This window comes from Litoribaculum gwangyangense (assembly GCF_039543505.1).
Lineage (GTDB): Bacteria > Bacteroidota > Bacteroidia > Flavobacteriales > Flavobacteriaceae > Litoribaculum > Litoribaculum gwangyangense.
In genome coordinates this window covers 258,863-283,403 of record NZ_BAABJW010000002.1, presented here as the reverse complement: position 1 = coordinate 283,403, position 24,541 = coordinate 258,863, and the positions used below count along the sequence as shown (strand labels likewise).

The window sequence follows — 24,541 nt, the reverse complement described above, 5'->3', positions numbered from 1 at the left end:
AAATCGTATATCGTAAACCTTTAACTAAGTAAGCATTCCTCCATCTACATTCAATGTTTGCCCAGTAACATAGGCACTCATATCACTTGCCAAAAAAACACAAACATTGGCCACATCTTCAGGAGTACCGCCACGTTTTAATGGAATTCCAGCTCTCCACCCTTTTACTACCTCTTCATCAAGCTTGGCAGTCATTTCCGTTTCTATAAAACCTGGGGCAACAACATTACTTCGAATATTTCTTGAACCTAACTCTAATGCTACGGATTTTGAAAATCCTATAATACCTGCTTTTGAAGCCGCATAATTGGTTTGACCGGCGTTACCTTTTACACCAACCACAGAACTCATATTAATGATAGAACCTTTTCGTTGTTTTAACATAGTTTTTTGAACTGCTTTGGTCATGTTAAAAACGGACTTTAAGTTGACTTCTATGACGGTATCAAAATCTTCCTCAGTGATACGCATCAATAAATTATCTTTAGTAATACCGGCATTGTTGACTAAAATATCGATACTTCCAAATTCTGCTACCACATCATCAGCGAGTTTTTGAGCTTCTTCAAAGTCTGCCGCGTTACTTTTATAACCTTTGGCTTTAACTCCTAAGGCATTCAACTCTTTTTCCAATTCGTTAGCCGCTTCAACTGATGAGCTATAAGTAAACGCTACGTTGGCGCCCTCTTTAGCAAAAACTTGTGCAATTCCCTTTCCTATGCCTCTACTAGCACCAGTTATTATGGCGGTTTTTCCTTCTAATAATTTCATGTATATATCAGTTAGTTTATATTCTGTTGATTATTTCAAATATAAGAAATACTAATGTCTTCAAATAAAAAAACCTCACAAGATTTGCAAGGTTTAAAAATTTGAATTTTATTTTTTAAGCTAAAACTTCAGCTACTTTTTTTCCAATTTCAGCAGGTGAATCCACGACATGAATACCACAAGCTCTCATAATTTTCTTTTTAGCTTGAGCCGTATCATCACTTCCGCCAACAATAGCGCCAGCGTGACCCATGGTACGTCCAGCCGGAGCTGTTTCACCAGCAATAAATCCTACCACTGGTTTCTTACTGCCACTCGCTTTGTACCAATTGGCTGCATCGGCTTCTAATTGACCGCCAATTTCACCAATCATAACAACTGCTTCTGTTTCCGGGTCGTTAATTAAAAGTTCTACTGCCTGTTTTGTAGTGGTTCCAATAATAGGGTCTCCTCCTATTCCAATGGCGGTAGTAATTCCCAAGCCTTGTTTTACAACTTGGTCTGCGGCTTCATAAGTTAAAGTTCCAGATTTAGAAACGATACCTACTTTTCCTTTTTTGAAAACAAAACCAGGCATAATACCAACTTTTGCTTCCCCTGGTGTAATAACACCGGGGCAATTAGGACCTATTAAACGACAATCTTTATTCTTTATGTAATTGGATGCTGTAATCATATCAGCAACAGGAATTCCTTCAGTAATAGTAATAATCACTTTTATACCAGCATCAGCGGCTTCCATAATAGCATCAGCGGCAAAAGCAGGTGGCACAAATATTATGGTGGTATCTGCTCCAACTTCTTTAACAGCATCTTTTACAGTATTGAAAACTGGTTTATCCAAATGTGTTTGCCCTCCTTTACCTGGCGTAACACCTCCAACAACATTGGTTCCATATTCAATCATTTGACTAGCGTGGAATGTACCTTCACTGCCTGTAAACCCTTGAACTATAATTTTTGAATTTTTATTTACTAAAACACTCATTGTTTATTTTTTTAAAAAAGCTTGTGCAAAAATACTTTTTTTGAAGTTACTTTATAGTATTAAAATTATTTTTTTGACTTTATCAAATCGAAAATTTCAGGAATTCTTTTAATATTGGCCATTTCTTTCATTTCTGCTCTTGCCTCTTGTGCTGGCGTTCCCCAATAGGTTTTATTTCCCTCTAATGATTTACTGATACCCGATTGCGCATGAATTACCGCTTTTTTACCTATTGTTATGCCACTCGTCATGCCAACTTGTCCCCAAATAGTAACTTCATCTTCAATAACTACACAGCCAGCAATACCAACTTGAGAGGCTATTAAACATTTTTCACCAATGACAGTATCGTGACCTATTTGAATTAAATTATCAAGCTTAGAACCTTTTTTGATAGTTGTGTCTCCAGTTACACCCCTGTCTATGGTGCATGAAGCCCCAATATCAACATGGTCTTCAATAACAACACGTCCGCAAGATTTCAATCTGTCAAAACCTTCTGGCCTTTTTTTATAATAAAAGGCATTGGCTCCTAAAACAGTTCCTGAGTGTATGGTGATATGGTTACCTATGACAACGTCATCATAAATACTCACATTAGAATGTATCATACAATTTTCACCAATTGTTACATTGTTCCCAATAAAACAATTTGGTTGAATAACAGTGTTTTTACCGATTTTTGCAGATGCAGAAATAGCACTTTCGGATTTCTTGAAAGGTTTGAAATGATCCGTTAATTTGTTGAAATCCCTGAATGGATCATCACTAATCAAAAGTGCTTTACCTTCAGGACAATCAACCTTTTTGTTAATTAAGATGGTAGTTGCTGCAGATTTTAAAGCTTTATCATAATACTTTGGATGATCAACAAATACAATATCCCCAGACTCAACTACATGAATTTCATTCATTCCCAAAACCGAGAAATCTTCTTCACCAACAAACTCGCAATTAATTAAATTCGCTATTTGTTTTAAGGTATGTGGCTTAGGGAACTTCATAAATAAATATCAATTTAAATTCTTTAATATTAGCTTAAAACATAATTATTAATAGGGACAAATAATTAGGAATATACACTATTCTTTTACGCGCTCTTTGTATGTACCCTTATCTGTTTCCACTTTTATTTTATCACCCTCATTAATGAATAAAGGAACATTAACAATGGCTCCAGTCTCAACAGTTGCAGGTTTTGTAGCATTGGTAGCAGTGTTTCCTTTTACACCAGGCTCCGTATGGGTCACTTCAAGAATAACACTCGCCGGCATTTCGACAGAAAGTGGCATGTTGTCCTCTGTGTTAATAATTACAGTCACAACTTCACCTTCTTTCATTAAACTAGGATTATCTAAAGCCGCCTCGAGCAAACGAATCTGGGTATAGTCTTCTTGATTCATGAAATGATAAAACTCTCCATCGTTATATAGATATTGAAATTTATGGGTTTCAACACGTACATCTTCCAATTTATGTCCAGCAGAAAAGGTGTTGTCAAGAACTTTTCCGCTGGTAACACTTTTCATTTTTGTTCTCACAAATGCAGGACCTTTACCAGGTTTTACGTGCAAAAACTCTATTATTTTATAAATATCATTGTTGTAACGAATGCATAATCCGTTTCTAATATCACTTGTAGTTGCCATATAGTTAATTTGATTTAAAATATCCTTTCATGATACCGCGATGTGAGTTTTTTATAAATTGTAGAATTTCATCGCGCTCTGGAGTTGCCTCCATTTCAGCTTCTATAATTTCTGAAGCTTGGGTATTGTTGTAATTTTTTTGATAAAGTATTCTAAAAATATTCTGAATTTCCCTAATTTTTTCGGTTGAATATCCACGTCTTCTTAGTCCGACTGAATTGATGCCTACATAAGAAAGAGGTTCTCTTGCAGCTTTAACATAAGGAGGAACATCTTTTCTAACTAAAGAACCACCAGTCACAAAGGCATGATTCCCAATGGACACAAATTGGTGAACGGCTGTCATACCCGCTAATACCACATAATCTCCAATAGTAATGTGACCCGCCAATGTGCTATTGTTTGAGAAGATACAATTATTACCAACTACACAATCGTGAGCAATATGACAATAAGCCATAATTAAACAATTGTTTCCTACCACAGTTTTCATTCTATCTGCTGTACCTCGATTAATGGTAACGCATTCCCTTATGGTCACATTATCGCCTATTTCAACAGTAGTGTCTTCATCATTATACTTTAAATCTTGTGGAACTGCAGAAATTACTGAACCAGGAAAAATATTACAGTTTTTACCAATTCTAGCACCTTCCATTATAGTAACATTGCTACCAATCCAAGTTCCTTCTCCTATTTTAACATTGTTATGAATAGTTGCAAAAGGTTCAATGACTACATTTTTTGCGATTTTTGCACCTGGGTGCACATATGCTAGTGGTTGGTTCATATTTATTTAACTTTTGTTATTTGTGCCATTAATTCTGCTTCGGCGCAAAGTTTACCATTGGCATAAGCGTAACCTTGCATATGGCATATACCACGACGTATAGGTGTAATTAAACTACATTTAAAAATTAAGGTATCTCCGGGCATTACTTTTTGTTTGAATTTTACATTATCCATTTTCATGAAAAAAGTTAAATAATTTTCCGGGTCTGGAACTGTGTTTAAAACCAAAATACCTCCTGTTTGAGCCATTGCTTCAACAATTAATACACCAGGCATTACAGGAGCTCCAGGAAAATGCCCTTTAAAAAACTCCTCGTTCATGGTAACATTTTTTATAGCAATGACATCATTTTCTGTAAGTTCGTAAACTTTGTCGATCAACAAAAATGGTTGCCTGTGGGGTAGCATTGCCATAATTTGAGTAACATCCATTAATGGAGGTTGATTCAAATCAATGTTAGGCACATTATTGCGCCTTTCATTTTTAATTAATTTAGATAACTTTTTAGCAAATTGTGTATTCACAAAATGTCCAGGCTTATTAGCTATTACTTTTCCACGTATTCTTGTTCCGACTAAGGCCAAATCACCTAAAACATCTAATAATTTATGCCTAGCAGCTTCATTGGGATGGTGGAGTGTTAAATTATCAAGAATACCATTAGGTTTAACGGCTATGGAATCCTTTTTAAAAGCCACTTTTAACTTTTCCATGGTTTTTGGAGACAAAGCTTTATCTACATAAACAATGGCATTATTTAAATCACCTCCTTTAATGAGACCATTTTCTAGAAGCATCTCAATTTCATGTAAGAAACTAAAAGTTCTTGAATTTGATATATCTTCTTTAAAATCTGAAATACGATTTAATGTGGCATTTTGAGTTCCTAAAACCTTGGTTCCGAAATCAACCATAGTGGTTATTTGGTATTCATTTGAGGGCATAACAAGTATTTCACTACCTGATTCCTCATCAACATAAGATACAATATCAGTAATCACAAATTCTTCCCTAAAAGTATCTTGCTCTACAATTCCTGCTTTTTCTATAGCTTCAACAAAGAACTTTGAAGAGCCATCCATAATAGGTGGTTCCGATTCATTTAATTCTATAATGGCGTTATCGATATCCATTCCCACCAATGCCGCCAGTACGTGTTCTGAAGTTTGAATAATTACCCCGTTTTTCTCTAAACAAGTACCTCGTTGTGTATTGGTTACATAATTAGCATCTGCCTCAATTACAGGTGTTCCCTCTAAGTCAATACGTTTAAAAGATAATCCCGAATTTATTGGAGCCGGTTTAAAGGTTAATGTAACATCTTTACCCGTATGTAAACCCACACCGGTTAAAGACACATCACTTTTTATCGTTTTTTGTTTTATTTCGGTGTTAACTATTCCCATTTAATTTTTTATCTAAATCATTAATATCTTTTACAATTTTCGGTAAATTTTTGAAATAAACATAGGATTTATTAAAATCACCATATGAAAGCGCCGGAGATCCTTGAAGTACCTCATCATCTTTTACATTTCTGCCAATACCAGATTGTGCCTGTATTTTAACATTATTTCCTATGGTTATGTGTCCCACAATACCTACCTGCCCACCTATTTGACAATTTTCTCCTATTTTAGTGGAACCAGCAATTCCTGTTTGTGCCGCTATTACGGTGTTTTTTCCAATTTCTACATTATGAGCAATTTGTATTTGGTTATCTAGTTTAACACCTTTTCGAATAATTGTTGAACCTAATGTAGCCCTATCAATGGTTGTAGCAGCCCCAACATCTACAAAATCCTCAAGAATTACATTACCGGTTTGAGGCACTTTGTTATATTCACCTTTTTCATTAGGTGTAAATCCAAAACCATCAGCGCCAATAATGGCACCAGAGTTTATTATGCAATAGTTACCAATTATACATTCTGAATATATTTTTGAGCCTGCAAATATGATAGAGTTATGGCCAACAACAACATTGTCTCCAATGTAAACATTTGGAAAAATCTTTACATTATCTCCAATAATTACGTTATCACCAATGTAACTGAAAGCTCCTATATATACATTTTCACCATATTTAGCAGAATTTGATATAAAAGATGGTTGCTCTATACCTATTTTATTAAGTTTTACAGAATTGTAATATTCCAAAATTTTTGAAAAAGCTAAATAGGCATCATCAACTTTTATAAGTGTAGTTTCTAGATTGCTTTCAGGAACAAATGTTTTATTTACTATAGTTATAGATGCCTTTGTTGAATAAATATGAGGCGTATATTTTGGGTTTGCTAAAAAAGTTAAAGAGCCTTCAAAGCCTTCTTCAATTTTAGAAAGTTTAAATACTTCAATATCAGGATTTCCTACTACATCGCCTTCCAAAATTCCTGCTATTTGTTGTGCTGTAAATTTCACACTTTTAAAGTTATATTCTTTGTTTAGTTCTCGCAAAAATAGGAAAAATGTACTAAAGTTTATCTTTAGGATAGCATATATAATATTTTGTAACGGGTTTTGAGAGGGCTTTAAGATTTAATTGATCGGATGCTTTAACAATATCCTCTATTTTTCCATTATTGAGTAATATATTTACCCGCTTGGTATTTAATTGATATGCTTGGTTTGAAATACTTCCAGTAAATACAAAATAACGAGCTTCTTCTTCAGATATTTTATATTTTTTCTTAAATGAATCTAAATGTTTGTTTAAGCTATTTTCATTAATGACTTTATTTTTTATTTTAATTTTTAGCAAATTTCGATTTATAATCATTTCACAGAGATTGCTAAGTACAAAATCTCCATGATATTGCCAATGTTTTATTGCCGAAATAATATCATAATCATCCAACTGAGAAAAAACATCTAGGGTTCCATTATTAAATTTGTCGTGGGTAATTTTATTTTTTAAAAAAAACAGAAAAGCTTCACTTGCGTTTAGTTTCTGTCCATTATCAAATAGTTCTTTTGCACGCTTTAAAACTCTAATAAGTAACTGTTCTGCTACCAAACTCGTTTTATGTAAATATACTTGCCAATACATAAGACGCCTGGCTATTATAAATTTTTCAACGCTATAAATACCTTTTTCCTCAATCACCAAATCATCATCAACTACATTTAGCATGGTTATTAATCGTTCACTACTAATATTACCTTCTGCCACACCTGTATAAAAGCTATCACGCTTCAAATAATCGGCTCTATCAATATCAAATTGCCCAGAAATCAGTTGACACATAAACTTTCTTTGGTACTCTCCTTTGAAAATTTGAATCGCAAGCGTTAAACTTCCGTTAAATTCTTCATTTAAACGTTCCATAAAAAACAAGGAAATATCCTCATGTGAGACGTTATTTACTATGCTATTTTCCATAGCATGTGAAAATGGACCATGACCAATATCGTGGAGTAAAATGGCAATAAAAAGACCTGTTTCTTCTTCTTCAGAGATCGCAACTCCTTTAAAACGAAGCACATTAACAGTTTGCTGCATTAAATGAACACAACCAATAGCGTGATGAAAACGTGTATGATGTGCCCCCGGATATACTAAATAAGACATACCCATTTGTGTAATTCTGCGCAGACGTTGGAAGTATTTATGCTGTATTAAATCGAAAATCAGCGAATTTGGAATAGTAATAAATCCGTAAATTGGGTCGTTTAATATTTTAAGTTTATTCAAACTTTAAATTTTAAAATTAAAATTATACAAATATAGCTATATGAACACAATAAAAATACTTTGGGTTGATGATGAAATTGATTTATTAAAACCACATATCTTATTTCTTGAGAACAAAAAATATAAAGTTACCACTTGCAAAAGTGGCACAGAAGCGATAGATATTTTAGATGAGGAAAATTTTGATATTGTGTTTTTAGATGAAAATATGCCAGGTCTTACCGGACTTGAAACTTTGAATGAAATCAAAGAGAAAAAAGACAATCTTCCTGTTGTTATGATTACTAAAAGTGAAGAAGAATACATTATGGAAGAAGCTATTGGAAATAAAATTGCAGATTACTTAATAAAACCTGTAAACCCAAATCAAATTCTTTTAAGTTTAAAAAAGAATTTAGATCATTCGAGATTGGTCTCGGAAAAAACAACTTCAAATTATCAACAAGAATTCAGGAAAATTGCTATGGATTTATCTATGGTAAATAGCTATGAAGAATGGGTGACCTTATATCAAAAATTGATTTATTGGGAAATTCAATTGGAAGACATTGAGGATGCCAGTATGTTCGAAATTCTAGAATCACAAAAAAACGAAGCTAACATTCAATTTGGAAAATTCATCGAGAAAAATTATGCCGATTGGTTTGACTCAAATAACGATTCTCCAATCATGTCTCACACACTTTTTAAAGAAAGAATAATTCCCGAAATTAGTAAAGAACAACCTACAGTTTTAATAGTGATAGATAATTTACGTTATGATCAATGGAAGGTTTTTGAACCCATTATTAACAACTACTATAAAAAAGAAAAAGAAGAAGCTTTTTTTAGTATTTTACCTTCTGCTACACAATATGCACGAAATGCTATTTTTTCTGGATTAATGCCAAGTGATATGGAAAAATTATTTCCTCAGTATTGGAAAAATGACACCGACGAAGGTGGAAAAAATTTACACGAAGCTGATTTTTTAGATACTCAAATGAAACGTTTAGGTTTAACGCATTTAAATTACGAGTATCATAAAATAACCAATTTAAAAACTGGTAAAAAATTAGCAGATAATTTTAAATCATTAAAAAACAATGATTTAACCGTAATTGTATACAATTTTGTAGATATGCTTTCGCATTCCAAAACAGAAATGGAAGTTGTTAAAGAGTTAGCTTCCAATGACAAGGCATACAGATCATTAACATTAAGCTGGTTTAAAAATTCCCCTCTTCTAGAAATGATTCAGCAGGCACAGCAAATGGGCTTTAAGCTTATTTTAACTACCGATCATGGCACAATCAATGTAAAGAATCCATCAAAAGTAATTGGAGATAGAGACACGAGTTTAAATTTACGATATAAAACTGGTAGAAGCTTAACTTTTGACAGTAAAGATGTATTGGTAGCAAAAGATCCAAAAGAAATACATTTACCTTCCATTAATATGAGTAGCTCATATATATTCGCTAAAAGTGACTTATTTTTTGCTTATCCAAATAATTACAATCACTACGTAAGCTATTACAGAAATACTTACCAACATGGAGGTGTTTCATTAGAAGAGATGATTATTCCATTTGTCGTGTTTAACCCGAAATAAATCCATGAAACGATTAAAATCATCGATGAAATACATTATTTTTTAGGTTTTTTGAATTTTATTTATTAATATTGCTGCATATTCTTTACAAAATTGGAAATTTCATATAAATTAAATGAGATTGAACGAGTAGTGGATCAGCTCATTAAAAATTTAAAGACAAAAACCTTGTTAGTACAAGGAAGTATGGGAGTTGGCAAAACAACACTTATTAAATGTCTTGTAAGGAATTTAGGTAGTAAGGATGAAGTAAGCAGTCCTACGTTTTCTATAGTTAATGAATATTCTTTAAATGATGGAAAAATTTATCATTTTGACTTATATAGAATCAATAACTTAGATGAAGCGTATAACTTAGGAATTGAAGATTATCTAAATTCTGATCATTGGAAACTGATAGAATGGCCAGATTTAATAGAACCCATTTTGAACGATGATTTTGATAAAATTAGTATTGAAATTGATAAAGAAAAGAATAGAATTTTAAAGTTAAATAGTTAAAAAATATAACCCTAAATCAAGCAATAAATAGCTAAATAACAATAAGAAAAACTCCGAATATTGAAGTTTTACGGGAAACCCACAGCACAAATTTTAAAAAACATTGTATTTAACATAATTTTAACATTTAAGCAAAAACTTCATGATTTTGTTTCTATAAGTTTGGACTAATTAATTAATTAAATCCCTTACATTATGAAAACAAAAAAGTATGTAATTGCAATAGCAATTTTCGGAGGTGTGTTGTTTTTAGCTAACGCTGCAAACCAATATAACCTAGATGCAAGTCAAACAGCAAAAATCGAGAAGAAAAAAGGAGAAATTCCCTGCAACGGTTAATGAATCCAGAAAATCACTGATTAACGGGAGTATAATAGCTACAGTTATTGCAGCTACTCCTTATCTGTTTTATTTATATGAGAGTGTTCCTGATACACAAATCTGGAGCACTTTTTTATTTACATATGATTCGATGTCTTGGGAATCAGCACAATGGGCTATGTGGATTTTTACTGGGAAAGCTATTCCTTTACTTCTTTTACTTATTTGGTTTTTTACAAACAGGCATTGGTGGTTCCATGTTTTATTAGTGCCTATCATTATGTATATTTATCAAATATTAGGTATTTTTAATGAAAACACGAAATACCTTGACGAATCACAAATTATTTATTTTATACCTATTATGGCTATTATTATACCTTCCATATACCTAATAAGAGCACAAATATTTAATAAAATAAATACAGCAAACAAATCTATGCAAGAACTAGAAGATGAGTTCAAAGTTTCACCAAAGAATTTTTGGGATAAGGTTAAAAATTACTTCTAAATTAATCTCCATTTAGTCGGTCCCTTTCCTGTAAATCAATAGATCTACTATTTGTATTTAGCCTGAAGTTTCCAAACTTATAGTTAAAACCAAATGTTAATAACCTGTTTTCTAATCTAGATTTCAACAAAATATCCTGATTTAAATATTTGGTAGTTTGATTAAAGTTTTGTGTGTTAAAAATATCCAAAATTCCAATACTTAAAGAAGCTCTATTTTTCCATAAGTTTTTCCTAATATTAATATCAAAACCGAATCTGTCACTTATAACTGAAGCTGCTCGTGTAAGTGGAGAAATATATAAAAGTGAAACATCAGTAGTTAGACTTTTGTCTTTAAGAAAAGAAAAATAATTAATCATTTCGATATAGACCGACCATTTGTCGATAGTTTGAAGTTCATTATTGCTTTCCAATGCAAAAAATCGGTTGCCATAATAATTAACTGAAGATAAAGCATATAAATTCCAGTTATTATTTATCTTAGAAAAGGTTGCAAAATCAAATCCATAAGCAATGCCCCTCTCACTGTTCGTACTTAAATATTTTATGATATTTTCTTCATTATCTTGAAAAGCAATTTCTACAGCCGTGTCTTTTTCATATCTATAAAAAAATTCAAAAGTGTAATTGTTCTTATAAACATAGCCTAAAGTAAGTACATCATCAATCTGAGGTTTCAAGTTTGGATCACCTGTATTATAAGAGTTATCATTTAAAAAAAATTTAAAAGGGTTTAATTTTTCATATCGTGGCCTGTAAATTCGTTTATTATAATTAAAATAAACCTCATTGTTTTCGTTTATTTTGTTAAGTAAATAAAATGAAGGGAAAAGTTTTAAATAATCATTATTGTTAATTTGATTAGCCGATAAAGAATTACCCTTTATATCTGTGTATTCACTTCTTAAACCCAATTTTAAACTCCATTTATCCCAATTTTTTGAGAAGCTTGCATAAGCCGCATAGTTTATTTCATCATATAAAAAAGTATCAGAATTTTGTAAATCCTCCTCTCTTATATCATTATTAAAAGTAAATTGATTTAAAATACTTTTTGAATTAATACGAGAGATCTTTCCTCCAGTTTCAAATTGAGATGATGTATTGATGGGTAATTCGTAATCAATTTGACCTGTATATAACTTTATCTCTTGGCTGGTAAACGTTTGAAATCTATTGTTTCTTATTAAGCTCGCATCAGGAAAAAAATAATTTGTATTTACATTTTGAAAATTTGAAAAATCGTAGTTTGTATGATGTAGGCTTGTTGAAATTTTTTCACCTTTTTTATTAAAATGGTGAGTGTAATCTAAAGTAAAAGCAAAGTTTAATGTTTCATCTACAGACTTGTTTTCGGTATTAAATGTTGAATCCAAAACCTTATTTGAATTAAAAACTTCTGTTATGGAATTAACATTTGTTCTAGTGCCCTCTCTGGGAGCTATTAACAAGTTAATTGAAAAACCAAGAATGTTTTTTTTGTCAATTTCAAAATCAATATTGGTATTAATGTTTTGGTTTTCCGATTGGCGAGTCCGTTTATAGTCAGTTTCCCAACTTGTTATAACCTGATTATTTTCAATAAAATTTATAAACTCATCATTATTCCTATAATCTTTTCTAGGGCTTATGCTATAATTGATATATGTATTTAATTTTTTTGTTTTAAAAAAATGGCTGGTGCCAACCAAATATTTTGGGAACTGAAAGCCTTGTTTAAAATTTCCGAAAATACTCCCATTGTAACCAGCTATTAAATTATTACTAGTAACTATATTTAATACTGAACCACCTTCGGCTTCATAATTCGCTGGCGGGTTTGTAATAACTTCAATTGACTTTAAATTGTTTGCTGAAGTTCCTTCTAATAATTGTTGTACTTCATTTGAAGAAAGATGAACCTTTCTATCATTTATATAAACCGTTGGTGTTGAATTTTTTATAGTTATTTCCCCATCATAAACTAAGACACCAGGGGTTTGTTTCAAAACATCAAGAACGTTATTATCAGAAAGCGTAGAGTTCTCAACGTTAAAAACGAGTCTATCAACTAATCGCCTTACAGTTGGTCTTTTTGCTACCACAGTTACATCATCAAGCTCCAACAAATTTTCTTTCAAAAAAATAGTTTGTAAATTAATATCCCTATCAAGGTCAATGTTTATAGTTCGTTCGGTAAATCCTAAGAAACTAATTTTTATTCTATACTGACCTTTTTTTATATTATTGAATTTAAATTCTCCTAAATCATCTGAAGTAGTTCCATCAAGTGGCATAGAATTTTTAACATCCAATAAAACAACATTGGCAAATGCTATAGGTTCATCGCTCTCATCTCTTAAATTTCCTGTAATATTAAACTCTTGAGAAAAACTTAGTAATGAAAATAAAAGTATAATGTATAAGGTTATTTTTTTTATCATACATAAATTTATATGCAAACTAATAATAATTAATTTGGGTACCATAAAAAACTAAAATAATTATTTTTTAATTTTTATTATGATTAAAAAATCAATTTGTAATTTGATTTTTATTAATTGAGCTAACCATGTCTAAACCACTTTCGCCATTTACTAAGCAGCAACTCTTACCTCAAGAAGAAACATTAGAGATTTTTAAAAAGAAAGGGGCCTTGTTTATTGGCATTCCCAAGGAATCAGCCTTTCAGGAAAAACGTGTTTGTTTAACTCCAGATGCGGTGTATGCTCTTGTTAACAATGGACATAGAGTGTTGTTAGAGTCCGGTGCAGGAGATGGTGCTAATTTTAGTGACAAAGACTATAGTGAAGCTGGTGCAGAAATAACTAATGACGCAGCTAAAGTATTTTCATGTCCTATGATTTTAAAAGTAGAACCACCTAGTTTAGAACAGATTAAACTAATAAATCCGCAAACTATTTTAATATCTGCACTCCAAATAAAAACACAAACCAAAAAATATTTTGAAGCATTGGCATCAAAACGTATAACAGCGTTGGCTTTTGAGTTTATTAGAGATGCTGATGGCAACTATCCCGCGGTTAAGTCTTTAAGTGAAATAGCTGGTACAGCATCGGTTCTAATTGCCGCAGAATTATTATCAGACACAAAAAATGGAAATGGGCTTATGTTTGGTAACATTAGCGGTGTACCACCACTAGAAGTAGTTATTTTAGGTGCGGGAACTGTAGGTGAGTTTGCTGCAAGAAGTTCTTTAGGATTAGGAGCTGGCGTTAAGGTGTTTGATAATTCAATCACTAAATTAAGACGCATTCAAACCCATTTGGGACGACCCCTTTTCACATCTACCATTCAACCCAAAAATTTAATTAAGGCTTTAAAACGTTGTGATGTAGTTATTGGAGCAGTAAGAGGTGCAAACAGATCACCCATTGTGGTATCAGAAACCATGGTAGAAAACATGAAGAAAGGTGCGATTATTATTGATGTAAGCATAGATATGGGTGGTTGCTTTGAAACTAGTGAGGTTACTACCCACAAACAACCTACATTTATTAAACATGGTGTGGTGCATTATTGTGTTCCAAATATTCCTGCCAGATACCCTCGTACTTCATCTGTTTCAATAAGTAATATTTTTACACCTTATTTATTAAAGATAGCTGAAGATGGTGGTATAGAAAATTCACTTAGATTTGATAGAGGTTTAAAAAATGGATTGTATTTTTACCACGGAATTTTAACTAGTAAATCGGTTGGGGAATGGTTCGATTTAAATTATAGCGATGTAAATTTGCTTATATTTTAAATAATTCAGCTATTTCTAGGCGCTCTAAATCTATTAAATGAAACTTATTCAGCGAATTGGATATTATCTCGGTGGTTTCTCCATAGGGTTGGTAATTTTAGCTTTTTTTTTAAATGGTAAAAAAACGTCATGTAGTTATGGCCCAGAGGCTAGGGTTTTAAAAAATATCAATTCTAAAAAATTTGTTTACTCCCAAAAGGCCACTTTATATATGGTTGAAAAAATGATAGATTCTTCTAAAATTTCACAAATTTTAAAGAAAGGAGATTTGAATTTTTCTGAAAGTAATCCTAGACAGGAGCCATGTGGTGTTTATTTTATTGAAGGGCTTATAAATGATAAGAATATTTCAATAAAAGTTGAAAATTGTGATAGTATTGCCACAATATTGGACATAATAGATAAAAGATTCTAAAATAAAAAATGGTTTCATTTGATTAAGAGGTGTATTTAAATGAAATAACCAAAAACTTATTTATTTTAAAATAGATTTAGAGCATTAAAACTTTTGATTGAAATATGAGCGTTCAAACCAAATACATCTAAAAATTACAAATTTTTTCTACGCTTTTTTTCCTTAGTTAAAAGAGCTAACTCTCTACCTGTTTGTCCTGCAACAGAAGTGTTCTCTTCGGCCCTTCTTATTAAGTAAGGCATCACATCTTTCACAGGACCAAAAGGCACATATTTAGCAACATTATATCCCTTATAAGCTAAATTAAAACTTATGTGATCACTCATTCCGTACAATTGTCCAAACCATACTCTGGAGTCATTATTGTCTAACCCTTTTTCTTTCATCAATCGCATTAGTAAATAAGAACTGTCCTCATTATGGGTGCCAGCAAATAAGGAAATACAATCTAAATTATCTAATATATAACGCAACCCTTTATTGAAATTTTGATCTGTTGCAAATTTACTTTCGCATATTGGTGTTGGATATCCTTTTTCATCAGCTCTTTCATTCTCTTTTTCCATGTAAGCACCTCGAACCAATTTAAAACCAAGAAAATAATTACCTTCTTTGGCTTTTTTATGTTCATTTTCTAGAAAAGCCAGTCTATCATGTCTATACATTTGCAAAGTATTGAAAACAATCGGCTTTTCCGTATTATATTTTCGCATCATCCCAGATACCAATTCGTCTGCTGTATCTTGCATCCAGCTTTCTTCAGCATCAATTAAAACCTCAATATTACAATCTTTAGCTTTTTTACAAACGTCATCAAATCTTTTTATTACTCTTTGCCACTCCTCGAGTTCATTTTGATTAAGTTTTTCACCTTTCCCAATTTTTTCATACAACTTAAAACGACCAAACCCAGTTGGTTTAAACACCGCAATCGGCATGGCTTCTTTTGACTTTGCAAAATCAATAATATTGATAATCATATTTTTGGCATCGTCAAATTCCTTTTCAGTCTCTTTGCCTTCAACAGAATAATCCAATACAGAACTTACTCCTTTTTCATACATTTTATCAATTACTGGCAGGCAATCTTTTTCATTAACCCCTCCACAAAAATGATCAAATACTGTAGCTCTAATAAGTCCTTCTACTGGTAAGTGTGCTTTTATAGCAAAATTTGTAGCAACGGTACCTATTCTAACCAAGGGTTCAATAGAGATCATTTTGAACAAAAAAAAGGCTCTTTCCAATTCGGAATCGCTTTTGAGTGAAAAGGCAATTTCTGTATTATCAAATATTAAATCCGTATTCATAAAAAAAATTTGAACAAAGATAATTATAGCTAAGTTATAATTTTATACAAAATCTCCTTAATTTCACAACCTCAAAAAACAACCGTAACTTATGGATTCTATTAGCGCAAATGATTGTGTTATTCATTTTAATGAAAAGTGTTATATAGCATTAAACGAGCATCTTAAAGAAAATAATTTCTCAAAAATTTTTATTCTAGTAGACGAAAATACACATCAATATTGTTTGCCTGGGTTTTTAGAAAAGATGGTAACTAGTCTTGCCATTGAAATTATAGAAATAGAGTCTGGCGAAATAAATAAAAACATTGAAACTTGTGTTGGGGTTTGGAATACGCTTTCTGATTTAGATGCAGACAGAAAAAGTTTGATGATAAATATAGGTGGCGGTGTGATAACAGATTTAGGTGGTTTTGTGGCATGTACCTTTAAACGCGGTATAGCTTACATAAATGTACCTACTACTCTACTCTCAATGGTTGATGCTTCAATTGGAGGTAAAACGGGTGTGGATTTGGGAGAATTAAAAAATCAAATTGGAGTAATAAGTAATCCTAATTTAGTGTTGATTGATACAAACTTTTTAGATACTTTGCCTGCCAACCAAATGCGTTCTGGTTTAGCAGAAATGCTGAAACATGGTTTAATAAATAATGTAAATTATTGGAATAAATTTCAAAACTTATCAAAGCTTAATCTCAGTGATTTAGATGAGTTAATTCATGAATCTGTGCTTATAAAAAAATGTGTTGTTGAGGAAGATCCTTTTGAAAACGGATTAAGAAAAACCTTGAACTTTGGCCATACACTTGGACATGCCATTGAATCTTACTTTTTAAGTAATAAAAATAAAACGACACTTTTACATGGAGAAGCCATTGCTATAGGAATGATTTTAGCTAGTTTTATTTCCACAAAATTATTAGGATTCCCTGAAAAAACCACATTAGATATAAGAGATCTTTTCATTAATTACTTCGGAAAGATAGATATCGATAAAAGCGAATATTTATCAATCATGGAACTTCTTAAATATGATAAGAAAAACAGCCACGGAAATATTAATTTTGTCCTTTTAGAGGCTATTGGAAAGCCTAAAATTGATTGTAAAGTTGCCGATGAAATTATTATTGAGGCCTTTGAATTTTACTCAAGTTAAAATCATTCTCCTTAATTAATTCCTTGACACAAAAATAAGGACAATTCCTATTAAGGATGTTGTAATACCAATAATTGAACTTATTCTAACATCACCAGAAGCATTACTGATTGATGAGTTGTTTGGTTCTACATAAACAATATCATTTTGGGTTAGATAATAAACAGGGGAATTAAAAACTTCTTTGGTTGTTAAATCGATTCTTGAAAATGTTTTAGTCCCATTAAAGTCTCTAACAATCATTATGTTATCTCTACGCCCTTTAATTGTTAAGCCACCTGCCAAACCCAGGGCCTCTATTATAGAAATTCTCTCACCAGGCACCTGGTAAACCCCAGGACTTGCTACTTCACCGTGTATAGTAATTCTAAAATTTGTAATTCTTATTATAATTACTGGATCCTTTAAGAGGTTACCTTCAGTGAACTTTTTCTTAAATAATTCCTTGGCTTCTTCTATCGTGAGTCCAATCAACTTTATTTTTCCTAAAACAGGATAGTCAATGTTACCATCTACATCAATGATATAATCAACCATTTGACCAGCGTTTCCTCCTTCCATTACCAAATTATAAGGCTTTGTAACTAATGGATCTATAGTAGAAACGTAAACAGTGACAATATCACCTACTTTTAATTTTGCCTTAAAGGTGTCGGTATCTACCATGGTTTCAAAATCCTTAGCGTTTTGAAAATAAACGATGTCTTTTTTTGACACACATGAGGTTATAAAAAGAGTAATGACTAAGAGAAAAAAAACTTGCTTGAATTTAAAAGTGTTCATTTTATTTTATTTAGATAAGGGCATAGTAATACAAAATCAATGTAAATATCTTTTATCAAAATTTAATCTTCAAAAATATTCTTCAAATTACCAAATACTACTTTAATCTACAATGTATATTAATTAAAAAACAAAAAAGCCCTTGAACGTGGGCTTTTCTTAATTAGTTTTTAAAATTATTATAATTCATTAAAAATAGAATGCATTAAACGCTTTTTATCATTAATGCTTTCTTCTAATGAAATCATGGTTTCTGTTCTGTAAACACCTTCAATATCATCTAATTGAAAAATAACTTCTTTTGCATGCTCGGTACTTCTGGCCCTTATCTTACAAAAAATATTGAATTTACCAGTTGTTATGTGGGCAACTGTAACGTAAGCTATTTCATTAATTCGCTCTAAAACAAACTGAGTTTGAGAGGTGTTATTTAAATAAACTCCAACATAAGCAATAAATGAATAACCTAGTTTTTTATAATCCAACATAAGTGATGAACCTTTAATAATACCAGATTCTTCCATTTTTTTCACTCTTACGTGAACTGTACCGGCTGAAATTAGTAGTTTCTTGGCTATGTCTGTAAAAGGAATTCTCGTGTTATCAATTAACATGTCAAGAATCTGATGGTCTATCTCGTCTAATTTAATTTTCCCCATAATTAACTATTCTTAAATAAAAAGCAAAATTAATACATTTTTATTAAAAATAACACATAATTGATACATTTTATTTTGAAAATAATAAGATTTTCTCATTATTTATTATTACGAAAACGTTTTCGCTACCAATACTCAAATCACCACCGTTTTCATTCAATACCAAATTTCTATTAGCATTAATTTCTTTATGCCCATAAAAGGAATCTAAATCTTCCATTTTATCAATTTTAGGGATAAATTCCACTTTTTTATCTATTAATTTTTCTTGAAAAAGAATACCAACATCTACAATAACCTCCTCTGTGTTTATTTTTGTTTTGGCATTTCTAATAATTATGTCATAAAAAAGTTTTTCGTTTTCTGGAATTTTTAAATATGATTGGTAATCTTCTCCTGTTACATCTGTATTTGAAATGTAATTTAAAGATTCTAAATAAGATATAAATATAAACTCTCTTGTTTTTTCCCTCTCATAATCGTTAGAGTAATGACCAGCTTCAAATAAAATCGTAGGCACATTTTCACTTTGAAAAGTATCTCCAACACAATTTAAGTTAAAAGCATCATCATATTTTCCTACTTGACCTGGAATTATTTGTTGCAAAGCGTTATTCATAACACTTATTATCTCCATAGCAATCTTTCTGTTTGGTGTGATATTGCAATACTTATCTTGAGCTGGCGCCAAAAAAGAAATAGTTGCTGGCTTATCTATGTTTCCGGCACTAAAAATAGTTCGCTGGCCATGTAAGTTAAAACAAAAATGAGGCATGAAATCATTAAATACTTGTCGCAAAACTTTACTTTCTGGTTGTGTTAAATTTTGAGCATCCCTGTTTAAATCAACTTCATTGGCATTGATACGAGTATAGGCTTTTGCACCATCTGGATTTAAAATAGGAATAATAAACAATGTGCATCTATCTAAAACATATTTAAGACTACTATCTCTAGATAGTACGTTTAGGAGATCAAAAACAGCTTTGGTAGTTGTAGATTCATTTCCGTGCATTTGCGACCACATTAAAATTCTTTTGTGGCCTTTTCCGATTTTTACACCATAAATAGATTCGTTTAAAACCGATTTTCCAATAATCTTAAGTTCTATAAAATCTTTCAAATTATTGACCAAAGGTTCTATATGTTTAGTGGCAATATACCTATGATATAAACTAGTTTCTTTGTGCTTTGAGAATAACGATTGGATGACTTCTAACTGCATGATAAATTATTAATTTACAAATGTAAACATTTACTAATTTACATTTGTAAACACAAAGTATGGCTCAATTGTTTACATTTGTATTCAATTCATTTTACATAATACTAATAATGTAAACAAGAAATAAATGTAAATTATATTTATATTATAATATGCTATATATTAATTATTTATACTATTTTATATGAAGTAATATTTCATATTTTTTACAATTACACATACAATAAATACTCAAATTAAGAGATATATTGTTACATTTGTAAAACAAAAAATTCATTTTAGTAATTTACAATGATAAACACTGATGATTTCATTAAAAGATTGCAAAAAGTAATAGATTATTACGGTGAATCCGCCTCTTCTTTTGCTGAAAAAATTGGAGTGCAACGTTCTAGTATTTCACATATTTTATCTGGAAGAAATAAGCCCAGTTTAGATTTTATTCTGAAAGTGCTATCCACATTTCCAGAGGTTGATTTATATTGGTTGTTTAATGGTAAAGGAGAATTTCCATCTGAAAGTAAAGCTGAGAAAATCAAAAGTGAAATCCCTCTTAGTTTGACAAAGGAATTATTAAAATCTGAAACACCAGATAAAGAAAAAACTATTGAACAAATTGTTATTTTTTATTCTGATGGAACTTTTAAAAACTTCAATAAATAATATTTTCTTTAGTAATTTTGTAATTCAAAAAATGATATGAGGTTTCAATACATTATATTTCTATTCACTCTTGTTAGTTGCTACGAAACTACGAGAAACTGTAAGGATTTTAAAACAGGGGAATTTTATAGCGAAGTTAAGATAAACGATGTTTTGTATAAATCAACATTTAAAAGAAGTGAAAATTTACAGATTGAGACTTACAACAATAAAATTGATTCTACTCAATTACGTTGGATAAACGATTGTGAGGTTATATTCAAAACAATAAACCCAAAAAATATGGCTGAGAGAAAAGATGTTCATTTGAAAATTTTAACCACCACCGATTCCTCATATACCTATGAATACTCTTATGTTGGGGAAACGAAAAAGCAAAAAGGTGTTGCCTTTAAAATCAGATAGCCATTAATTAAACGGATATAAAAACGATTCTGACAGCTCAAAATCAACAGTTTTATCTTCGTTCATAAAGTATCTTACCAGAATTTCTCCCCAATATTCGCCATCAGTAAAATCGGCAATAATCCATTTATGGTTTAAAATTTTAACGGTGTTTATAAGCATTTTTCGCCCCTCACTTGAAACATATGGGATAATTGGATGCTCGCCTTTTACCTCATTTAACGTATAAAGTTGGTCTTTTATTAATGGAATTAGTTCGTCGACATTATAACCGTCGTTTTCAAAATATGTAATGGCATCTTCATTTTTTTCCAAATTAAAATGTGAAATTTCCGAAATTTCATTTTGTAATACCAAAACAGAATCTTTATACTTAATCAATTGTGTTTTGTAATCTTCAGTTTTATTATTCAAATCCTCAAATACGCGTTTTGAATTTACATATTGAAAAATGACCAATAATATTGAAAATATAAAAAGATACATAAAAATTCTTTGTCTCATTTTAAAAATTTAAATAGTTATTTGTAACTCATCATAAGCTAAAAAGACGTTTTCTGGTAATTTCTTTTCAACTTCCTTATGAAAACCCAATAAATGGCTTATATGAGTTAAATAGGCCTTTTCTGGATTTACTTTTGCAATAAATAGTAAAGCTTCTTCTAAATTAAAATGCGATCTATGCGGTTCTAATCGTAACGCATTTACCACCAATACTTTTAGGTTTTTCAGCTTTTGAATCTCCTTGTCTTTTACCGTTTTCATATCCGTTAAATAGGCAAAATCATGAAACCTAAACCCAAAAACTTGTAAGTTGTCATGTTTTCCGCTTATGGGTACCACCTCCAAACCATGTAATTTAAAAGGTTTATTTTTTATTTTATTTACAGTTACAGTTGGTGCACCTGGATATTTATTTTCTGTTTCAAAAATATAATCAAAACGTTTTTTTAATTCTTTCACAACACGTTTATGAGCATAAATGGGTATATCGCCTTGCCTAAAATAAAATGGTCTTATATCATCAAATCCTAAAACGTGGTCTGAATGCTCATGTGTAAAGATAATTCCGTCAATTCTTTTGCATTTTGCTCTAAGCATTTGATATCGAAAGTCAGGTCCACAATCCACCACATAGATATGGTCATCCCATTCTATTAAAACAGAAACTCGTAAGCGTTTATCTCTTTTATCTTCGCTTAAGCAAACGGGATGTTCGCTACCAATAATTGGAATACCTTGAGAGGTGCCGGTACCAAGAAAAGTGATTTTCAATGTTTAGTTAAGTTTAATACAAAAATAAGCTTATTTTTTTGTTTGCTGTAGTTATTTAATACCTTTGTATTTATTTGCTATAACCTATATATGATATGGAGATTACCATAAAAGGAGATAAAGAATTTGATGATATCCCATCCTTAAAATCTAAAGCACTTCGCATAAATTTAAATGAAAATATTTACGGAACATTTGCCGAAATTGGTGCAGGTCAAGAAACTTGCAGGCATTTTTTTAGAGCTGGTGGTGCTTCTGGAACCATAGCGAAAGCTATGTCTGCTTACGATAAAGATTTCAGTGACGCCATTTATGGCGCCGAAGATGATGGGCGCTATGTTACTGAGGCACGTTTGCGAAAAATGCTTACACATGAAATGAATCTCATGGAGAATAGATTGACACGTGATAAGCATCCAAACAAAATATTCTTTACCTATGCCAATACGGTGGCTACCATTGATTTTGCAAAACAATTTAAGGGCCATGGTTGGGTTGGAATTAAGTACCAAGTTGAAGCAAAGGGTGATTATAACGAAATTATTCTGCACATTCGCTTTAAAGAAACTGATGCCCGGTTACAACAGGAAACACTTGGTATTTTAGGTACCAATTTGATTTATGGAGCTTTTTACAAGTATAATGAACCTAAAAAATTACTTCGTTATTTGTATGACCACTTAGATAAAGATCAAGTTGAGATTGATACTATAAACTTTTCTGGGCCCGTTTTTAAAAATATTGACAACCGATTAATGAGCTTGCAATTGGTTAAAAACGGTATGACGGATGCCGTAATGTTTGGCCCTGATGGAACAAACGTACTTCCTGCTAAAGTGTTTTATAAAAAGAATATTCTTGCTCTAAGAGGTAGTTTCAGACCTGTAACCAAGGTAAACATGGCTATGTATGAGAAATCATATAACATGTTTATTAAAGAAAATAAAGTTGATAAAGACAAAACCGAAGTGGTTTTTGAAATTACTTTATCCAATTTAAGAGCAGAAGGAGAAATTGATGAGCAAGATTTCATAGATAGAGCTGATTTATTATGTTCATTAGGGCAATCGGTAATGATATCTAATTTTCAAGAATATTATAAAGTTGTGGAATATTTCTCAAAATACACCAAAGCTAGAATGGGCTTAGTTATGGGTGTGAGTAATTTGGTTGATATTTTTGATGAGAAGTATTATCGACATATCAGCGGAGGTATATTAGAAGCCTTTGGAAAGTTATTCTTCAAAGATTTAAAGGTTTACTTGTACCCTATGTTAGACCCTGAAACAGGTGAGTTAATTACAAGTGAAAATTTAAAAGTTTACCCAAGAATGAAAGAACTTTACAAGTTCTTTAAGTATAATGGAAAAGTAATAGATATAGAGGAATACGATACTAGTATAATGAATATTTTCTCAAGAGAAATCTTAAGAATGATTACCACTGGAGATCACGGTTGGGAAGAAATGGTACCAGAAGGAACCGCCGATTTGATTAAAGATTACAGACTATTTGGATATACTAGAAGACCATTAACCTTAAGTAGGAAAAGAAAATTGCCTAAATAAAAATAAAAAGCGGCCATTCTTAATGGCCGCTTTTTACTATCCTAGTATTTGCGCTGCGTGATCTTTAGTTTTCACTTTGTCTATAACTTCTTCAATAATACCCTTTTCATTTATTAAAAAGGTCATTCTATGAATTCCATCATATTCTCTACCCATAAACTTCTTAGGTCCCCAAACTCCAAAAGTATTTATAACCGTTTTATCCTCATCTGCCAATAGGGGGAATGGAAATTCATATTTACTCTTAAATTTAGCTTGATGCTTCTCAGAATCAGCACTTACACCTAATAATTCATAACCTTTTTCCTGTAACGCATTGTAATTATCTCTTAAATTACAGGCTTCAGCGGTACAACCAGGGGTATCTGCTTTAGGGTAAAAGAATACGATAAGTTTTTTTCCTTTGTAATCGCTAAGCGATATAGTATTACCCTGTTCATCTTTAGCTGAGAAATTAGGCACAGCATCGCCTTGTTTTAGTGTATTCATAGTCTTAACTTTGAT

General features: G+C 31.3%; 25 protein-coding genes. 9 read left to right on the top strand and 16 right to left on the bottom strand.

Features of this window, described 5'->3' with window-relative positions; translation table 11 throughout:
• Nucleotides 1-24 precede the first annotated feature (24 nt).
• From fabG to ABD963_RS06815, 8 genes are all read right to left on the bottom strand, one after another.
• The gene (gene fabG, locus ABD963_RS06850) at nucleotides 25-771 is read right to left on the bottom strand and encodes a 3-oxoacyl-[acyl-carrier-protein] reductase (protein ID WP_345276214.1); all 747 of its coding nucleotides are present in this window, start codon (nucleotides 769-771) and stop codon (nucleotides 25-27) included.
• 115 nt (nucleotides 772-886) lie between these two features.
• Nucleotides 887-1,759: a succinate--CoA ligase subunit alpha gene (gene sucD / locus ABD963_RS06845; protein WP_345276213.1), complete on the bottom strand. Its 873-nt coding sequence runs from the start codon at nucleotides 1,757-1,759 to the stop codon at nucleotides 887-889.
• Nucleotides 1,760-1,824: 65 nt separating this feature from the next.
• A complete protein-coding gene (locus tag ABD963_RS06840) occupies nucleotides 1,825-2,763 on the bottom strand; it encodes a UDP-3-O-(3-hydroxymyristoyl)glucosamine N-acyltransferase (protein ID WP_345276212.1) in 939 nt (312 codons plus the stop codon).
• 78 nt (nucleotides 2,764-2,841) lie between these two features.
• Nucleotides 2,842-3,408, bottom strand: a complete 567-nt coding sequence (efp, locus tag ABD963_RS06835; RefSeq protein WP_345276211.1) for an elongation factor P — start codon at nucleotides 3,406-3,408, stop codon at nucleotides 2,842-2,844.
• A gap of 4 nt (nucleotides 3,409-3,412) precedes the next feature.
• Nucleotides 3,413-4,198 carry an acyl-ACP--UDP-N-acetylglucosamine O-acyltransferase gene (gene lpxA / locus ABD963_RS06830; protein ID WP_345276210.1) on the bottom strand — a complete coding sequence of 262 codons (786 nt, stop codon included), beginning with the start codon at nucleotides 4,196-4,198 and terminating at the stop codon, nucleotides 3,413-3,415.
• A 2-nt stretch (nucleotides 4,199-4,200) separates the two neighbouring features.
• Complete coding sequence (locus ABD963_RS06825; RefSeq protein ID WP_345276209.1) at nucleotides 4,201-5,607, bottom strand: bifunctional UDP-3-O-[3-hydroxymyristoyl] N-acetylglucosamine deacetylase/3-hydroxyacyl-ACP dehydratase; 1,407 nt, start codon at nucleotides 5,605-5,607, stop codon at nucleotides 4,201-4,203.
• Nucleotides 5,594-6,622 carry a UDP-3-O-(3-hydroxymyristoyl)glucosamine N-acyltransferase gene (lpxD, locus tag ABD963_RS06820; protein ID WP_345276208.1) on the bottom strand — a complete coding sequence of 343 codons (1,029 nt, stop codon included), beginning with the start codon at nucleotides 6,620-6,622 and terminating at the stop codon, nucleotides 5,594-5,596. The genes ABD963_RS06825 and lpxD overlap by 14 nt, the downstream gene beginning before the upstream one ends.
• 52 nt (nucleotides 6,623-6,674) lie before the next feature.
• Nucleotides 6,675-7,895, bottom strand: coding sequence for an HD domain-containing protein (locus ABD963_RS06815; protein ID WP_345276207.1), 1,221 nt, complete (start codon nucleotides 7,893-7,895; stop codon nucleotides 6,675-6,677).
• A gap of 40 nt (nucleotides 7,896-7,935) precedes the next feature.
• Here ABD963_RS06815 and porX point away from each other — a divergent pair, with 40 nt between their 5' ends.
• From porX to ABD963_RS06800, 3 genes are all read left to right on the top strand, one after another.
• On the top strand, nucleotides 7,936-9,489 hold the full coding sequence (gene porX / locus ABD963_RS06810; protein ID WP_345276206.1) for a T9SS response regulator signal transducer PorX: 1,554 nt from the start codon (nucleotides 7,936-7,938) through the stop codon (nucleotides 9,487-9,489).
• 93 nt (nucleotides 9,490-9,582) lie between these two features.
• The gene (tsaE, locus tag ABD963_RS06805; protein WP_345276205.1) at nucleotides 9,583-9,990 is read left to right on the top strand and encodes a tRNA (adenosine(37)-N6)-threonylcarbamoyltransferase complex ATPase subunit type 1 TsaE; all 408 of its coding nucleotides are present in this window, start codon (nucleotides 9,583-9,585) and stop codon (nucleotides 9,988-9,990) included.
• A gap of 280 nt (nucleotides 9,991-10,270) precedes the next feature.
• Entirely contained in the window at nucleotides 10,271-10,822 is a 552-nt protein-coding gene (locus ABD963_RS06800; protein ID WP_345276204.1) for a hypothetical protein, read from the top strand.
• 1 nt (nucleotide 10,823) lies between these two features.
• On the opposite strand, the gene ABD963_RS06795 is transcribed toward ABD963_RS06800, so the two are convergent.
• Nucleotides 10,824-13,247, bottom strand: a complete 2,424-nt coding sequence (locus tag ABD963_RS06795; protein WP_345276203.1) for an outer membrane beta-barrel protein — start codon at nucleotides 13,245-13,247, stop codon at nucleotides 10,824-10,826.
• A gap of 128 nt (nucleotides 13,248-13,375) precedes the next feature.
• Here ABD963_RS06795 and ABD963_RS06790 point away from each other — a divergent pair, with 128 nt between their 5' ends.
• Both ABD963_RS06790 and ABD963_RS06785 read left to right on the top strand, forming a co-directional pair.
• Complete coding sequence (locus ABD963_RS06790) at nucleotides 13,376-14,575, top strand: alanine dehydrogenase (protein WP_345276202.1); 1,200 nt, start codon at nucleotides 13,376-13,378, stop codon at nucleotides 14,573-14,575.
• Nucleotides 14,576-14,612: 37 nt separating this feature from the next.
• Nucleotides 14,613-14,990 (top strand): hypothetical protein, encoded by a 378-nt coding sequence (locus ABD963_RS06785; RefSeq protein WP_345276201.1) that lies wholly within the window; start codon nucleotides 14,613-14,615, stop codon nucleotides 14,988-14,990.
• Between the two features lie 134 nt (nucleotides 14,991-15,124).
• On the opposite strand, the gene ABD963_RS06780 is transcribed toward ABD963_RS06785, so the two are convergent.
• The gene (locus tag ABD963_RS06780; RefSeq protein WP_345276200.1) at nucleotides 15,125-16,300 is read right to left on the bottom strand and encodes a proline dehydrogenase family protein; all 1,176 of its coding nucleotides are present in this window, start codon (nucleotides 16,298-16,300) and stop codon (nucleotides 15,125-15,127) included.
• A gap of 91 nt (nucleotides 16,301-16,391) precedes the next feature.
• On the opposite strand from ABD963_RS06780, the gene aroB reads away from it, so the two are divergent.
• Entirely contained in the window at nucleotides 16,392-17,459 is a 1,068-nt protein-coding gene (gene aroB, locus ABD963_RS06775) for a 3-dehydroquinate synthase (protein WP_345276199.1), read from the top strand.
• A gap of 15 nt (nucleotides 17,460-17,474) precedes the next feature.
• Here the strand turns inward: aroB and ABD963_RS06770 are convergent, their stop codons facing one another.
• From ABD963_RS06770 to ABD963_RS06760, 3 genes are all read right to left on the bottom strand, one after another.
• A complete protein-coding gene (locus ABD963_RS06770; RefSeq protein ID WP_345276198.1) occupies nucleotides 17,475-18,176 on the bottom strand; it encodes a polysaccharide biosynthesis/export family protein in 702 nt (233 codons plus the stop codon).
• Nucleotides 18,177-18,421: 245 nt separating this feature from the next.
• Nucleotides 18,422-18,901 (bottom strand): Lrp/AsnC family transcriptional regulator, encoded by a 480-nt coding sequence (locus ABD963_RS06765; protein ID WP_345276197.1) that lies wholly within the window; start codon nucleotides 18,899-18,901, stop codon nucleotides 18,422-18,424.
• Between the two features lie 70 nt (nucleotides 18,902-18,971).
• Nucleotides 18,972-20,126, bottom strand: a complete 1,155-nt coding sequence (locus ABD963_RS06760; protein ID WP_345276196.1) for a M14 family metallopeptidase — start codon at nucleotides 20,124-20,126, stop codon at nucleotides 18,972-18,974.
• Nucleotides 20,127-20,417: 291 nt separating this feature from the next.
• Here ABD963_RS06760 and ABD963_RS06755 point away from each other — a divergent pair, with 291 nt between their 5' ends.
• Nucleotides 20,418-20,789: a helix-turn-helix domain-containing protein gene (locus ABD963_RS06755; protein WP_345276195.1), complete on the top strand. Its 372-nt coding sequence runs from the start codon at nucleotides 20,418-20,420 to the stop codon at nucleotides 20,787-20,789.
• 36 nt (nucleotides 20,790-20,825) lie between these two features.
• Complete coding sequence (locus ABD963_RS06750; RefSeq protein WP_345276194.1) at nucleotides 20,826-21,194, top strand: DNA topoisomerase IV; 369 nt, start codon at nucleotides 20,826-20,828, stop codon at nucleotides 21,192-21,194.
• Between the two features lie 3 nt (nucleotides 21,195-21,197).
• On the opposite strand, the gene ABD963_RS06745 is transcribed toward ABD963_RS06750, so the two are convergent.
• On the bottom strand, nucleotides 21,198-21,698 hold the full coding sequence (locus ABD963_RS06745; RefSeq protein ID WP_345276193.1) for a hydrolase: 501 nt from the start codon (nucleotides 21,696-21,698) through the stop codon (nucleotides 21,198-21,200).
• Nucleotides 21,699-21,707: 9 nt separating this feature from the next.
• Nucleotides 21,708-22,469 (bottom strand): MBL fold metallo-hydrolase, encoded by a 762-nt coding sequence (locus ABD963_RS06740; protein WP_345276192.1) that lies wholly within the window; start codon nucleotides 22,467-22,469, stop codon nucleotides 21,708-21,710.
• 95 nt (nucleotides 22,470-22,564) lie between these two features.
• Here ABD963_RS06740 and ABD963_RS06735 point away from each other — a divergent pair, with 95 nt between their 5' ends.
• Complete coding sequence (locus ABD963_RS06735; protein WP_345276191.1) at nucleotides 22,565-24,037, top strand: TonB-dependent receptor; 1,473 nt, start codon at nucleotides 22,565-22,567, stop codon at nucleotides 24,035-24,037.
• A 36-nt stretch (nucleotides 24,038-24,073) separates the two neighbouring features.
• On the opposite strand, the gene bcp is transcribed toward ABD963_RS06735, so the two are convergent.
• Nucleotides 24,074-24,526 carry a thioredoxin-dependent thiol peroxidase gene (bcp, locus tag ABD963_RS06730; RefSeq protein WP_345276190.1) on the bottom strand — a complete coding sequence of 151 codons (453 nt, stop codon included), beginning with the start codon at nucleotides 24,524-24,526 and terminating at the stop codon, nucleotides 24,074-24,076.
• Between the last annotated feature and the right edge of the window lie 15 nt (nucleotides 24,527-24,541).